Annotated in this window: 16 protein-coding genes; 5 read left to right on the top strand and 11 right to left on the bottom strand. The window is 70.5% G+C overall.

The features are described 5' to 3' along the window. The first annotated feature begins 978 nt into the window (after positions 1–978). Positions 979–1,383, top strand: coding sequence for a hypothetical protein (locus JNW87_RS04235; RefSeq protein WP_375373462.1), 405 nt, complete (start codon positions 979–981; stop codon positions 1,381–1,383). Between the two features lie 157 nt (positions 1,384–1,540). Here JNW87_RS04235 and JNW87_RS04230 read toward each other — a convergent pair whose 3' ends face one another. The 11 genes from JNW87_RS04230 to JNW87_RS04180 all read right to left on the bottom strand — a co-directional run bounded on the left by JNW87_RS04230 (position 1,541) and on the right by JNW87_RS04180 (position 9,545). Then, positions 1,541–2,011: an SRPBCC domain-containing protein gene (locus JNW87_RS04230; RefSeq protein ID WP_238453097.1), complete on the bottom strand. Its 471-nt coding sequence runs from the start codon at positions 2,009–2,011 to the stop codon at positions 1,541–1,543. A 191-nt stretch (positions 2,012–2,202) separates the two neighbouring features. Then, positions 2,203–3,468: a hypothetical protein gene (locus JNW87_RS04225; RefSeq protein ID WP_238453096.1), complete on the bottom strand. Its 1,266-nt coding sequence runs from the start codon at positions 3,466–3,468 to the stop codon at positions 2,203–2,205. Positions 3,469–3,485: 17 nt separating this feature from the next. After that, complete coding sequence (locus tag JNW87_RS04220; RefSeq protein WP_238453095.1) at positions 3,486–4,172, bottom strand: GGDEF domain-containing protein; 687 nt, start codon at positions 4,170–4,172, stop codon at positions 3,486–3,488. A 165-nt stretch (positions 4,173–4,337) separates the two neighbouring features. After that, positions 4,338–4,694: a hypothetical protein gene (locus JNW87_RS04215; protein ID WP_238453094.1), complete on the bottom strand. Its 357-nt coding sequence runs from the start codon at positions 4,692–4,694 to the stop codon at positions 4,338–4,340. 253 nt (positions 4,695–4,947) lie between these two features. Beyond that, positions 4,948–5,400 (bottom strand): hypothetical protein, encoded by a 453-nt coding sequence (locus tag JNW87_RS04210; RefSeq protein WP_238453093.1) that lies wholly within the window; start codon positions 5,398–5,400, stop codon positions 4,948–4,950. Positions 5,401–5,406: 6 nt separating this feature from the next. Further along, a complete protein-coding gene (locus tag JNW87_RS04205; protein WP_238453092.1) occupies positions 5,407–6,381 on the bottom strand; it encodes a DUF4192 domain-containing protein in 975 nt (324 codons plus the stop codon). Between the two features lie 219 nt (positions 6,382–6,600). Next, positions 6,601–7,131, bottom strand: a complete 531-nt coding sequence (locus JNW87_RS04200) for a hypothetical protein (protein ID WP_238453091.1) — start codon at positions 7,129–7,131, stop codon at positions 6,601–6,603. Continuing rightward, positions 7,074–7,823, bottom strand: a complete 750-nt coding sequence (locus JNW87_RS04195) for a hypothetical protein (RefSeq protein WP_238453090.1) — start codon at positions 7,821–7,823, stop codon at positions 7,074–7,076. The genes JNW87_RS04200 and JNW87_RS04195 overlap by 58 nt, the downstream gene beginning before the upstream one ends. 348 nt (positions 7,824–8,171) lie before the next feature. Beyond that, entirely contained in the window at positions 8,172–8,429 is a 258-nt protein-coding gene (locus JNW87_RS04190; RefSeq protein ID WP_238453089.1) for a hypothetical protein, read from the bottom strand. After that, positions 8,423–9,013, bottom strand: a complete 591-nt coding sequence (locus tag JNW87_RS04185) for a DNA methyltransferase (protein WP_238453088.1) — start codon at positions 9,011–9,013, stop codon at positions 8,423–8,425. The genes JNW87_RS04190 and JNW87_RS04185 overlap by 7 nt, the downstream gene beginning before the upstream one ends. Then, positions 9,006–9,545, bottom strand: coding sequence for a hypothetical protein (locus tag JNW87_RS04180; RefSeq protein ID WP_238453087.1), 540 nt, complete (start codon positions 9,543–9,545; stop codon positions 9,006–9,008). The genes JNW87_RS04185 and JNW87_RS04180 overlap by 8 nt, the downstream gene beginning before the upstream one ends. 300 nt (positions 9,546–9,845) lie before the next feature. On the opposite strand from JNW87_RS04180, the gene JNW87_RS04175 reads away from it, so the two are divergent. The 4 genes from JNW87_RS04175 to JNW87_RS04160 all read left to right on the top strand — a co-directional run bounded on the left by JNW87_RS04175 (position 9,846) and on the right by JNW87_RS04160 (position 13,096). Then, on the top strand, positions 9,846–10,622 hold the full coding sequence (locus tag JNW87_RS04175) for a hypothetical protein (RefSeq protein ID WP_238453086.1): 777 nt from the start codon (positions 9,846–9,848) through the stop codon (positions 10,620–10,622). Between the two features lie 359 nt (positions 10,623–10,981). After that, positions 10,982–11,281 (top strand): pilin, encoded by a 300-nt coding sequence (locus JNW87_RS04170; RefSeq protein WP_238453085.1) that lies wholly within the window; start codon positions 10,982–10,984, stop codon positions 11,279–11,281. Between the two features lie 10 nt (positions 11,282–11,291). Next, positions 11,292–12,209: a type IV secretion system protein gene (locus JNW87_RS04165; RefSeq protein ID WP_238453084.1), complete on the top strand. Its 918-nt coding sequence runs from the start codon at positions 11,292–11,294 to the stop codon at positions 12,207–12,209. After that, a complete protein-coding gene (locus JNW87_RS04160; RefSeq protein WP_238453083.1) occupies positions 12,206–13,096 on the top strand; it encodes a PrgI family protein in 891 nt (296 codons plus the stop codon). Before JNW87_RS04165 ends, JNW87_RS04160 begins: the two co-directional genes overlap by 4 nt. Positions 13,097–13,122: the final 26 nt, after the last annotated feature.

Raw genomic sequence — 13,122 nt, 5'->3', positions numbered from 1 at the left:
CGGCTCCGCCTACACTGAACACCGCGTCAGGCCGCACCCCAACCGGTCGCTGGTACTTCGTGCTAACCATCTTGACGGCGGGACTGTTCGCGTGGGTGCCGTTCCTACATGCGGCCCAGCGGCTAAACAGACCACACATCCGACGACTGGCGGCGGTCTACGGCGGGGTCGCTGTACTCATGCTCGCGCTAACTGGCATGACACCAGTCGATGCCGCTGGTGATCCAGTTGGAGCGGTCGGCGCGGTACTCCAGTTTCTGACGGTCGTCCTAAGCCTCGCGACTCTCGGCGTTGCGTGCTTTCAGCTCGCGCCACTACGGCGTGAGGCCTACGGACTCGCCACACCAGCACCCCAGCCGGTCGCCGGTGCCGACCCGGCAGTCGCCGCTGTGCTCGCCGCTCGTGCCAGGCGCGCAGAAGCGAGAGCCATCGTCACAAAAGACCCCCTTATGGCACGTGAACTAGGGATTGGTCGTCCAGACCGGAGGCGGGCATACGACGACGGCGGCTTGGTCGACCTAAATGGCGCAACGGCGGACGCGATCGCCACGATGTGCGGCATCCCTGCATCCACCGCCGAGCTGCTTGTGCACGCTCGTGAAGCGCGAGGCGGCGCGTTCTCAGATGTCGACGAGGCGTTGATCGTCGCGGAGGTCCCGGTACAGCTGTGGGACCAAATCAGGGACCGAGCGATTCTCGTGCCATAGACAATGAGGCGCCCATAGTCATCGAACGCCCCACATCGCTGGCCACCTGTTGCAACCAGCGTCTCGCCGTCATGCCTGCTGGCCGTGCTTCGGGCAGGGGAAGTCCATATGCCTTCGTCGGTCGACGGACGTCGCCGCACGGGCGCGAGAGCCAGCAGCGAACCGAGGGTGTCGGTGACCACTGGCCCGCGACGCCCCATACGCGGCGCTGTGTGGGGCGGCGTTTCGGGCCGGCTACGCCCTGCGCCAACAGGCCGGCGAGTACACGGCGGTGGACAACCTCGACCACGTCACCGGTCCCCGCACCCCCACCGTCCCCTACGGGCACCCGGACCTGCTCGTCCAACGGGCGGTCGGCCTGGGCATCCTCGACCGGGAGGACGAGCAGCCCTACATCGACATCCGGCTCGGGCGGCGGGCGATCGAACCGGTCGCCGCCCGCCTCGGCATCACCGTCGACGCGTTGCGCATGCGGCTGGGACGCATCGACACCCGCCTCGCCGACGCCCTCGCCAAAGGGCTGCTCACCGGCGTCACCAGCCAGCAGACCACTGACGAACTCACCCACCAAGCCGTGCACCGCTCGGCCACCCGCACCGGCCGCGCCGCGATCAGCCGCCACATCGCCAATCAACGGTCCGTGTCCGCGGCCGCGGCCGCGGCGCTCGCCGCCTGAGCCGCACCCGCGCACCGCGTCAATCCGGTACCGCCACACGCGAACCCCATGAACGTTCTCGCCGGTCTCACCGACCCCACCGGCGAGGACGTTCGGCTGTGCCCGCCCTGCACCGCCGTGGACCCCGACACGCGAGGCTAAGAAAGCCGATCGCTGGTTACCAGGTGCGCTCGTCCGCCTCAACGAGCTGGGCAAGGTTTGCCAGGGCCATGCGGGTGCCCGTCTCGTTGTCGGCCGCGGGCACACCATCGGGAATGCCGTCGTGCACGACGAGGACCTCAGTGCCGCCGTCCGCATCGGTGAGCGTCGTCGTCATCGTCATCGTGCCCTGAAGCGCGGGGTCTGCGGTCTCAAACTCGAGCACTTCCACCAACTGCTCGTTCGGCACAAGCGTCAGAAAACGGCCATGGTAAGTGTCGGTATGTGACGCCGACTTTCCGGTGCCATCCGGCGCGTCGTATGTGAGCGAGACGCGGAAGAAGCCGCCTTCGCGGGCATCGAATTCATGCACGTAGCTGCTCATGCCGGCCGGCACCCGCCATCTCGCGATCGCGTCCGGGTCCAACAGCGCCCTGTAGACGGCTGGACGCGAAGCACTCACGTGATGAGAGACCTGCATCGAGTACATCGAGCGAACATACCCTCGTGTGACCTGCGGAGGGAGACATCTGGGTGGCGCTGTGTCCCTTAGCAAGAGGAATGATCGATCAAGGCCCGTCCTCATGATCAACCGGGGTCGATGCTGCCGCCCAGCAGGTTAAAGATCAAGCTAGGCGTCGGGGGGTGGCATGCACCCGACACGCCACCCCAAGGCGCCGTCTACTCGCGGTCCTTCAGTTCCGGATGGCCGGCGCTGAGCATGCGCACCGTGGTGCTCAAGGCGATCGGTGCATCGTCAGGGCCTTTGAGGAACGGGTGGATGTAGACGGGGCGGCGCAGCGATCGGCGTGGCCCGTGGGCCTGATTGCGCCAGTGGCCGGACACCCAGAACCGCCTGGTCTGAGAGCCCTGCGGATCGCCCGACGTCGACGGCCTCTGCGCCGACGGGAGGTGGCGGCCGCGGATGCGCACAATGCGTACCTCGGGTGTGGGCCGGTTCATCCGGGCGTAGGCCCTGGCCACGGCCCTGTCTGGTCTTGCCGTGGCCACTTCTGCGGCTTTCTGGGTGATGAGCAGCCAGGTCGCTACCAGGGCTGCCGACGGATGGTCATTGCCTATCGTTTCCTGTTCGCCGAGGCGAGTGGTGCTCATGGGTGCGAGCCAGCCGACCTGTTCGCGGAGCCGCTGCAGGGGCCTGGGTTGGAGGCCGGCGCCGATCGTGCGGTAGTGGACGAGGTGCAGGCCGTTGTTGGTGGCGGTCCAGGATGCGGCGGCGAGCTGGCGGGGTGTGAGTGGCCGCGCCCAGATGAGCAGCCCGTCGGTCGAGGGCAGGGCGTCGCGGCTGATGGGGGTGTCCGGGAGTTGGGCTGCGGCGTGGTCGGCCAGTTCGGTGAAGTCGTTGTCGATCCAGTAGAGGTGCGACCGGTCCAGGCCAGTGGCGATTTCCGCGCGCGTTTTGGTGATTCCGAGCGCGGCGGGCAGTTGGTCGTTGCCTCGATAGAAGCGGGTGAGCCGGTCACGGACCTTGGGCACCTCGGCGGCGGTGATGGTGGTCGCCGGCCACGCGGTGGTGGTGATGAGCGTGCGGCCGGGCAGTTGGGCGTCAAGGAACGCCAGGTGCAGTTCTTCAACGCGCTGTCGCGCCTGCGGGTGGTCGCTGAGGCCGAGTGTCCGGGCGGCGTGGTCGGCTAGCTTATCGTGGCGGCCGTCGTCGATGTGGGTGTGGCAGGTGGCGCAGGCTGCCCAGGCGTGGCCGAAGTTCTGGATGAGTCCTGCGGTGGGGCCGACGGCGAGGGCGGTGACCTCGCCGCCGTGCAGAGTCCAGGTCGGGTAGGGGTCGCCGCAGAAGTCGCAGCTGCGGCGGACGGTGTCGAGCCGGCTGACCGGTACCGGGTCGTGGCCGTCGGTGGCCAGGTGGGCGGGATGTACGTAGGTGGGTGGTATGCCGAGGGTGTTCAGCGGGGCGAGGCAGACCTGGCAGGCCATCTCCTCTTGGGTGGCGCTCATGCCGTCACCTCGCCGGTGCTCTGGCGCCGGTCGCGTAGGCGGGGTCCGCGGCGGTGCTGGGCGGGTGGCATGGTCATGCCCGGGCGGTAGACGGCGTGGCGGCTGGGGCCGTTGCGTTTGGCGTGGTACATCGCGACGTCGGCCCGGTGCAGGCCCACCTCGGTGAGGCAGTCAGTGGTGTCGGCGAGGACGAGGCCGACACTGGCGGTGACGGTGAGCGTGACGGCGTCGTCGCCTCCCGGGAGGGTGACGGGTTGGGCGATGACCGTGGCGAAGGTGTCGGCGACGCGCTCGAGGTCGTCGGTGCGGGCCGGTAGGAGGGCTGCGTATTCGTCGCCGGCGAGCCGGGCGGCGGTGCCGCCGTGGAGTGCGGCGAGGTCGGTGATGCGGTTGCCGATGGTGATGAGGAGTTGGTCGCCGACGTCGTGGCCGTGGGTGTCGTTGACGTGTTTGAAGTTGTCGAGGTCGATCAGGGCGACGATGACCGGCTGGGCGGCGGTGCTGTCGGTGAGGGCGGCGTGCAGGCCGGCGCGGTTGAGCATCCCGGTGAGCGGATCGTGGAGCATCGCCCAGGTGGCGTCGGCGAGCTGGGTGCGCAGGCGGTGGATGATCGGCCAGGTGGTGAGCGTGCCGAGGCTGAACGCCACCATGCTGGTGGCGATCATGGTCAGTGGTAGGGACACTGGTTCCTCCTTTTGGAGAACCCGGGACGCGGTCGTTTGCAGGCGGCGCGTCCCGGGTCCTGATACGACGACGGCCCGCCATTGGCGGGCGGTTTGGTTCGTGCCGCTGGGGTGAACGGCACCGGTGGTGACCGCTTCCCGGGAGGCGTTGTCGGGGCGGTTGCGTCACCGGGGCCGCTCGTCGGCGTACTCCGGAGCCGTGCGCCACCGTTGCCGTCCCATGGGTGCAGGGTGCGGCGAGTGGGTCTCAGCGGCGCAGTGGGTGCGCGGCTTGATCAGCGCGGAGCCTGGCGGGCAGGTCGGCTGGTATGTGGGCGTAGGGTTCGACGGCCGCAAGCACCTCGGCCGGGTCGAGAATCGTCTCGACGCGAGGTGGATGGTGTCGGGTTGGCGGTCCGGTGCGGTGATGGGGTTCCAGGTGAAGTCGACGATGGTGGCGACGTAGGTGCGGTGCGGGTTCCAGCCGACCTGGACGGTGTACCGCTCGAACCCGGGTCTGGGTGTGAGGTTGTAGAGACTCATGAATTCCTTTCGTGGCATGGCTGCCGTCGGGCTCGGGTGAGGCAGCCGCAGCGGGCCGCTCGGCGGCCGTTGAAGGCTGGGTTGCTACCAGGTGGCGCTGGCGCGCTGCCGACCTGGCGGGGGCACCGAGTGGGCGCCGCAGGGGCTCCGCCACCACCTCCTGGAAGCGTCCAGGGCGTTGACAGCGCAGGACAGGCGGCGCTGCGGCGGCGGGGCGAAGCGCCTGGGCGCGAAGCCCGGCCGGTGCGGTGCTCTATGCCGGTCGGTGTTGGGCGCGTTCCTCAGCGGCTTCGATGATCTTGTCGCGTCGGGCGGGCGGAAGGTCAGCGAGCAGGTCGACGTAGTGCTGTTCAGGGGCGGTGAGCGGTGCGGCGAGGGCGGCCCGGTAGGCCAGCCGGGCGGCCTCGTGTTCGGCCTCGATCGCCCCGCTTGGGTAGTAGGCGGAGGTGACCTCGCGAAGCTGGGCGGCCGCGGTGAGCGGGTCGCGGGACAGGGTGGTGTCGTAGAGGCGGAAGTTCGCCGGCAGGTCGGCGGCGCCGATCGCGGTGATCAGGCACAGGTTGGCCTGAACGTTGTGGACGAAGGCGTCGGTGCGGGTGGGCGTTTCGCCGCGGGCTCGCACGGCGGCGCGTTCGGCGTGCCAGCGCAGCCGGGCTTCCTCAGCGTTGCGGGCCAGGGACAGCAGGATGGCGCGGATCGGGTCCATCAGGACTCACTCCTGTTCGTCGGCGGTGTCCGAGTTGCGGGTCGAGGTGCGGTGGGTGCGGGTGATGGCCTCCTCGATGGCGGTGGGTGGCAGCCCGGCCTGCAGGGCGTGCAGGACCAGGTGGGCGAGTTGATAGCCGGGGTCGATCTGCAGGGCGTGCTCGGCGGCCATGACGGCCAGGGCCCCGTCCCCGCACCGCCATGCGGTCAGGGCGAGCACCGTCGCCGGTGCCGCCACGAGTGCTGTGTCGGCGCGGCGGGTGATCTCGGCCCAGAAGGTGATGTGTTGGTCGTGGGGTTGGGTGAGGTCGACGGCGAGGTCTCGCACCGGCCTGTCGGTCAGCAGCACACTCAGCCAGGCCACCTCGTCGTCGGTGAGGCGGACGTCGTTGTCGTGCTGGCGCAGCGCGTCGCGGACCGCGAGCACGCCGGCCTCGAATACGGCGGCGCTGCCGTTGGCGGCCACCGCCTCCATGCGGGCGGTGGCCGCGTCGGTGGCGCCGCGGATGCTGTCGCCGGCGCTGTCGCCGGCGGTGAAGCGGCGGGCTACCGCGGCCCGGTCCGGTCGTGCGACGAGCCCGGCGACGGTTGCGTGGACGGCGACCAGTGACGCGGTCGGGTCGAACGGGGTTCCGTCCGCCGGGCAGCAGGTTGGGTCTTGGCAGGTGAGGCTGAAGATTCGTGCTTCGGTGACGCGCAGCATCTCCCGCACGGTCAGGCCGGCGGTGGTGAACGCGTCGCCGACGATGCGCAGTGCCGGGTCGAGGTGTTCGGGGGTTCCGTAGCCGACGAGGACCAGGTCGGTGATCGGCTGCTGCCGCTGCACGACCGGGACCAGGTAGGCGGTGAACTCGTCCAGCAGGTGTGCGGGGGCGGGCAGGTCGCCGCGGGCGGCGAACACGACGCGCCGGTCGCGGGAGGCGATCACGACGATGCTGCCGTAGCTGGGGTGGAAGCCGAGCAGGTATGGCACTGCGGCCACCAGGTCGCTGATGATCGGACGGTCAGTTTGTTCTCTGTGAAGGACACGGTGATCTCCAGGTGAGAGGGGGCAGGAAGTGGACGGCGGGCGCCCGGGCTGGAGGTGGTTGGCCCGCGTCTGCGCCGCCTGCTCCGCTGCGGGAGCAGGCGCCATCCGCAGCGCGGGACGGTGGGTGAGGAGGCGCCTGCTCGGGAGCGAAGACCGCGGGCAGCGCTGGGTTCAGTCGTTGTCGGTGTCCAGGTAGAGGTCGACGCCGACGTCCTCGACGGTGACGCTCACCGCGACCAGGTGGTAGCCGACGCCGGTCAGGGCCCGGCGCAGGTCGCCGCGGGCGAGCGCTTCGGCGCCGGTGGTGGCAGTGGCGGAGGTCGTGTGGCCGCGTAGCCACATCTCGTACTCGTGCCGCCACGCAACCCGCCAGCCGTCGCCGTCGGGCACGGCTTCTTCGGGGTCGGTCCAGCCGTACGCGGTCCAGGGCCGGGCCGCATCCGGCCAACTGGTGGTGGCCGGGCGCATGGTGTCTCGGGCCGCGTCGCAGGCCTGCCGGGCGGTGCCGGCGGCGACGGGCAGTGTCAGGTCGGCGACCACCGTGACGTGATGTGCGCGCGGCAGCGGGCCGAGGCCGAGGTCGGTCAGGAACTGGTTGACCCGCTGGGCGGTGTGTTGGTAGATGCCGCCGATCTCGTCGTCGACTAGGGCGCGGATCGCCCAGGTCCGAATGGCGCGCCGCAGGTCGGCGAGGGCCCGCACGGCGGCGTCACGCGCGCGGTCGCGGCGGTGAGGTCGTTGATATCGGCAGGCTGTGCGGCAGTGGTGGCAGGGGTTTCGGTGTTGGCGTAATCGAGGGCGACGTCGTCGGGGTTGTCGGCGGCCTGCCAGGTGAGCGCGGTCACGCTGATCCCGGCGCCGGCCAGCGCCGGTAGGTGGCCTTCCACGAGCGTGCGTGCCGTTTCGTGCGCGTCGGCCTGCCGGGTGGCGGTGGCCCAGGTCTGCAGCGTCACCTGCACGGTGATGGAAAACCGCTGCGGTCCGGGCTGGTCGTTGCCGCACGGTGCGACGGTCACCTCAATGACGTGCCGCGGGTAGACGACCATCGCCGGCTGCAGTTGGCGCAGTTCCTCCGGCACATCCCAGCGGGCCTGTTCGCGCGCCTGCTCGAGGTTGGTGTGCGCCCGGGTGTAGGACAGCTGCGCGTCGGCGGAGACGGTCCAGCGTTGCGGCAGCGGCGGCAGGCCCCATGCGGCGAGTGCGTCCTCACAGCCGGGCCGGCAGATCAGCCGGTTGCGCAGCGAGGCGATGAGCGCACGACGGGCGTCGACGGCGAGAGCCTGCCGCTTTTCGATGGCGGTGATCGTTTCGGCATGCAGGGCCCGGACCTGGTCCAGGACACTCCCGTCGGTCATCGTCTCGGCGGCTGTGGAAATGGGGGTGGCGGGAAGCATCAGCCCTCCTTCGTGCATGAAAAGAGGCGACCACCGTGTGGTGGCCGCCTGAACGGATGGGGGTGCCCTCGACGGCAGACAGAAGAGGGCCGGGGTGGTGGGTGCCGGATCCGAGCGTGGCGAGCGGCGGCCGACCAGGCAGGTGGGCGCGGTGCCGTCGCGGGTGACGGATCAGATCAGACACAGAGATAAAGGAGGAGAGCCCTCAGGCTAGCCGTGTCGCTGCTGGTGGGGCTGCGGCTGTCAGGTCCGCCGCTCTGGCAGGACCTGACAGCCCAGCTCGTTCAGCCCCTCAGGACACCCGGATTCGCCGTGCGAACACTTGGGTTCAGTCGAACTCGCGGAGTTCTAGTAACGACGCAGGACCAGCACGTCCTCGTGCGCCACCAGGTGCACCGGGATGCCTTCGTCCCTGGCTCGGCGAACGGCTAGGAGCCCGAACATGTTGGCACGGTGCACGATCTGCCCGTCGCGGACGGCGGCGAGCATCGCCGCGCACCGCTGCACCGGAATCAGCCCCACCGACCGGGCGACAGCGAGGAACTCGCCGGGCAGGTCGATCAGGTCGTCGCGCTGGCGGCGTACCGGCCGGCAGGTGATCACCACGTCCCGCCGGGGCCCAGCAGGTGGTAGCTGGCGGCCAGGATCGCGGCGAACCCGTCGAGCAGGCGGGACCATCCCGCGTAGGCGAGGTTGCCATTCTCTCGGTCCCCGTAGTGGTGGTTGCGCTTGCGTACCCCGGTGCTCGTCGTCTGCACGAGGCCGTGGGTCCCGCGCCCGTACGGCGGTGAGGTGAGCACGAGGCTCACCCGACCGACCGCGGACGCGGGCACCAGTTCAAGGAGACGAGTGGCGTCGCCGGTGAGCACCTGCGCCGCGCCGGCGGCGCCCTGCGACGCAGCGAGAGCGACGTTGGCGGCGGCCAGCGCGGTGAATCGGGGTTCGATGTCGATCCCGATCCCCTGCCGGCCGAGGTGCATAGCCTCGACCAGCGTGGTGCCGGACCCGCACATCGGGTCGAACACCAGATCGCCCGGCGCGGTGTACGAGCTGATCGCGTGCGCGGCCAGGTGGGGCAGCATCTTCCCCGGGTGGCTGGAGGTCTGCGGGACGTAGCGGCCTCGCCGCTGGTCACGGGCGGGCTGTTGGCAGGTCAGCCACATCGAGGTGACCGGCATGGGGTCAGCCATCGGTGCCTCCGGTCTCCGTCGCGCTGCGGGTCAGGATGAGTACGTCGGTGTGAATGTCCAGCTGCGCCTGCTGGCCACGCCGAGGCGGCCGGTCGGCCGCCACGATGTGCTGCAGGTACGCCAGCCCCGCCTGCTTCGCGGCGATGACGACGTCGACCGGTGCGACGACGTCGCCGTGCGGCAGCAGCACCGCCACGCAGCCGCCCGCCACGAGGCTGGCCCGGCAGCGGGCGAAGAACTCGACCGGCGAGGTGGTGTCGTCGACCGGCCAGCCGGTGACGATCAGCGTCGCGGCCTCCCGACCCCAGCCGACCTGTCGGGGCGCGTGCAGGTGGCTGCGGCGGTGCGTGGCGATGACCGCGTGGGCCAGCTGCGGCCCTTCGGCGAGGTCAACGACGAGATCGGATGGGTGGGTGAGGTTGTGGACGAGCCGCACGCCCATCGCGTTGGACATCGTCTCGCCGGGCTGCGGGGCGGGGACCGGCCAGACGGTGATCGGCACGGGCGGGTCGCCGGGCACCACATCCCCCACGGGGACCGGTGCGCGGCGTGGATTTCTGTCGGCCATGGGCGTGGTGGCCCCCGGACCGGCGGGCGTACTGACGCTCCCAGTGCGCCGCTGACAGGCAGATCGAACCCGCCCCCGGCCTGACAGAACCGGTCACCCCGGCCGCCTGACAACCTCGCGCGGGCGGTCACGGCGGCGAACCTGACACCACCCGACACGCCCTGTCCCGGTCTGACAAGCGCGCGTGGTGTCAGGTCGGGCTGCCCCAATCGACGTCTCGGAGCCTTCGCACAGGCGAGGCGCTTGCGTCGAGGGGACATCACCATGGCAACGACCACCCGCACGAGGACGGCCGGAACGGCGCTGACCACCGCCGAGAAGGCGTTTCAGCTGTTGACCTGCGAACCCGCGCCGCTGGTGCTCGACGCCCGGCCAATACCGGGCCTACCGGACACGACGATGCCGCTGGACGAGCTGCGCAAGCTGCTGCTGTACGGGCGCTACGACAGCGACACCACTGACGATGTGTGGCGGCAGCTGGCCCACCACGCCCGCCGGCGGGGACCGGCCTGGGTGGTCGGCGCGATCGGTGTGGCGTTGCCCGCGCTGACGCACCTCGCGGCGAAGGTCAGCCGTGGCTACGCGCGGCACGCCGACGACGTTGACTCCGAAGTCCTCGCCGGGTTCCTTCACGCACTGCGCACGGCGGACCTCGCCCCGCCCCGGCTGTGGCTGCGACTGTGCTGGGCGGCGTGGCGCGCCGGCGCCTCGGTCGTCAAGGCCGACGACGGCGAGGAACTGCCGTTGGACCTGCCGAGCGGCTCGCGTTCGCCGAGGATGCCCTACGGGCACCCGGATCTGCTGCTCGGCCGGGCAGCAGCCGCCGGCCTGATCACCGCCGATGCCGCCGAGCTGATCAGCGCGACCCGCTTCGGCGACGCGCTGATCGAGCACCTGGCCGCTGAGCAGGGCGTGACCGCGTCGGTCCTGCGCATGCGGCGCCGCCGCGCCGAGCGCGTCGTAGCCGCAGCCGTCACGCGAGGCGACCTGTCCGGCCCAATCTGCTCGTCCCGCCGCCGTGACGCCACCCTGGCGGCTTGACCACCGTCAGCGCGCATCTCGACACGAGGCCGCCCTGGTCCGCCGGGCGGCCTCGTCGCGTTCGGTGTCCACCCACTCGGGAAGGCAACATGAGTCGCTGACCGGTTTCGTCAGGTCGTGACAGACCGGCGACGAGTTCGATCGGCCTGACAGCCGAGATCTGGGCGGTGCATGTCATCCACGACATGCCCGCCCGGTGGGGACCACTCCTTTCGGCGGGGCGGGTCCGGCATGGCTGGCGCGGCGTACTGACACCGCAACCCTTCGCCTTACGCAAGGGAGGAGCGCCCCCACCGGAGCACCGCGCCCTGTGTCCGGTCCCCACCGCGGCGGCCCGCAGGCCCTGTGGAGCGCCGCACATGCACACGATCTCTGTCCTCAACGACCTGGTCCTGGCCGCCCCCGCCCCTGACAGCGGCGGGGGCCCCAACTCGATCGCCCAGGTCATCTCCAACATCACCGGCTGGATCATGGGCATCATCGCGTTGGTCGCGACGATGTTCCTGGTCATCGGCGGCCTGCGCTACATGGCCGCCGGCGGCGACCCCGCGCAGGTCGAGCAGGCAAAGGGCAACTTCAAAAGCGCCCTGATCGGCTACGCGTTGGCGGTACTGGCCCCGGTGGTCCTGCAGGTGTTGCAGGGCATCCTCGGCGGCTGAGGCGGCCACCGTGGTCGACTGGATGATGAACGGCCTGGTCAGATGGCTCGCCGAGAAGGTCACCGACCTTCTCGGCGGCCTGCTGGCCTTCCTGGCCTCCTCCATCTTCGTATCGCCGGACGTCACCGTCCTGCCGCAGGTGACCTCGATCGCCGGCAAGGGCGCGGTGGTCGTCAACGCCTGCTTCATCCTGGCGATCATCGCCGTAGGCGCGGCCATGATGGTCGGCGACTCGGTCGAGATGCGCTACGGCATCAAGGAGTTACTCCCCCGGCTCGTCGTCGGGTTCATCCTGTCCGCGTTCGCGGTCCCGCTGACCGGCGTGCTCATCGACATCGCCAACGCGCTGACGGTGTCGTTGACCGGTACCTCCGCGCCGACCACCGAGGCCGTCACCTTCGTTCGGGCTCGCCTGGCCTCGGCGATGACCGACCAGAGCTCCGCCCTGCTGATGACCATCATCGGACTGCTCATCGTCGTGTTGATGTTCATGCTCGTCGGCGCCTGGCTGGTGCGCATCGGGGTGCTGGTCGTCCTGGCCGGGATCGCGCCGGTGGCCCTCGCGTGCTACGCCACCCCGTGGACACAAGGCGCCGCGCAGCTGTGGTGGCGCGCCCTCCTCGGCTGCCTGGCCACACCGGCCCTGCAGGCGGTCGCGTTCTCCGCCGGCGTCGACCTGCTGATCGATTCGAAGTCGAACCTGCCGATCGTGCTCGGCCTGCCCGGCTCGGACGCGCTGAACCTCATGCTCGTCATCGTCGTGCTCTGGGTCACGATCAAGATCCCGGGGATGGTGCGGCGTTACGCCATCCGGGCGGGATCACCGAACGCGGGCGGAGTTCTGCTGCGCGCGGTGTTCATCCAGGGCGTCACCCGCCACCTGCCGCTCGGCCGGATCGGGCGTACCGCCATGCGAGGTGGGCGATGACCCACGAGGACACCACGCCGCGGGCCGTCGTCCCGGCCAACGTCAACGAGCCCGACCGCATCGCGTTCGGGCTTACCTTCCGGCAGCTCGGCATCATCGGCGGTGTCGGCCTCGCCGGGTTCGGTCTCTACCGCGCCTTCGGTCCCCTACTGCCGCCGGCGGCATGGATCGTCGCCGCGGTCATCGGGTTCGCCCTCGCGATCGTGGTGGCCCTCGGCCGCCGCGACGGCCTGCCCCTGGACGTGTGGCTACGGCACGGGTTCGCCCTGTCCCGTAGCCCGCGCACGCTCACCCCGGGCACGGCGCGGGCCAGCTCGGTCGCCGTCGTGGCCGGCAAGCCGAGCGTCCCGGCGCCGCTGCGCTCTCCGGTCACGACGGTCAGCCCCACCGGAGTCCTGAGCAGCGAGGGCAGCGACAGGCTGCTGATCGCCTGTGGCACCACGAACATCCACCTGCGCACCGGTAGCGAGCAAGGTGCCCTGCTGGACGGGTTCGGCCGGTTCCTCAACTCGCTGACCGGGCCGGCGCAGATCGTCGTTGCCGCGCAGCGGCACGACCTGACCGCCTACGCGCAGGCGACCGTCGACCACGCGCCGCGCCTGCCCCACCCGGCGTTGCAGGCCGCCGCCACCGACTACGCCGACTTCCTCCTCGACCTCGACAACCAGCGCGATCCGTTGCGCCGCCAGGTACTGACCGTCGTCACCGGCGCGCACGCCGCCGAGGGCGCCGTGCGCGCCCTGTCCGGGCTCGGTGTCGAAGCCACCGCGCTGGACGGGCCCGCCGTCACCTCCGCGCTCGCGGCCGCGGTCGATCCGTTCTCTCCCCCGCCGCCTGGCCCCCGCGCGGTGCCCGGCGCCCCGATCACCCGCCGGAGCACATCGTGAACCTGTTGAAACCCAAAAAGAACGTC

The organism is Micromonospora sp. ATA51, from assembly GCF_016802855.1.
GTDB lineage: Bacteria > Actinomycetota > Actinomycetes > Mycobacteriales > Micromonosporaceae > Micromonospora > Micromonospora sicca.
This window is presented reverse-complemented; position numbering and strand designations above follow the sequence as displayed.

What these genes read in the sequence shown, in the direction of transcription:
- JNW87_RS04230 (WP_238453097.1), bottom strand. Translation starts at nt 2,011, where the DNA reads ATGTACTCGATGCAGGTCTCTCATCACGTGAGTGCTTCGCGTCCAGCC.
- JNW87_RS04225 (WP_238453096.1), bottom strand. Translation starts at nt 3,468, where the DNA reads ATGGCCTGCCAGGTCTGCCTCGCCCCGCTGAACACCCTCGGCATACCA.
- JNW87_RS04215 (WP_238453094.1), bottom strand. Translation starts at nt 4,694, where the DNA reads ATGAGTCTCTACAACCTCACACCCAGACCCGGGTTCGAGCGGTACACC.
- JNW87_RS04210 (WP_238453093.1), bottom strand. Translation starts at nt 5,400, where the DNA reads ATGGACCCGATCCGCGCCATCCTGCTGTCCCTGGCCCGCAACGCTGAG.
- JNW87_RS04195 (WP_238453090.1), bottom strand. Translation starts at nt 7,823, where the DNA reads ATGCTTCCCGCCACCCCCATTTCCACAGCCGCCGAGACGATGACCGAC.
- JNW87_RS04185 (WP_238453088.1), bottom strand. Translation starts at nt 9,013, where the DNA reads ATGGCTGACCCCATGCCGGTCACCTCGATGTGGCTGACCTGCCAACAG.
- JNW87_RS04175 (WP_238453086.1), top strand. Translation starts at nt 9,846, where the DNA reads ATGGCAACGACCACCCGCACGAGGACGGCCGGAACGGCGCTGACCACC.
- JNW87_RS04170 (WP_238453085.1), top strand. Translation starts at nt 10,982, where the DNA reads ATGCACACGATCTCTGTCCTCAACGACCTGGTCCTGGCCGCCCCCGCC.
- JNW87_RS04160 (WP_238453083.1), top strand. Translation starts at nt 12,206, where the DNA reads ATGACCCACGAGGACACCACGCCGCGGGCCGTCGTCCCGGCCAACGTC.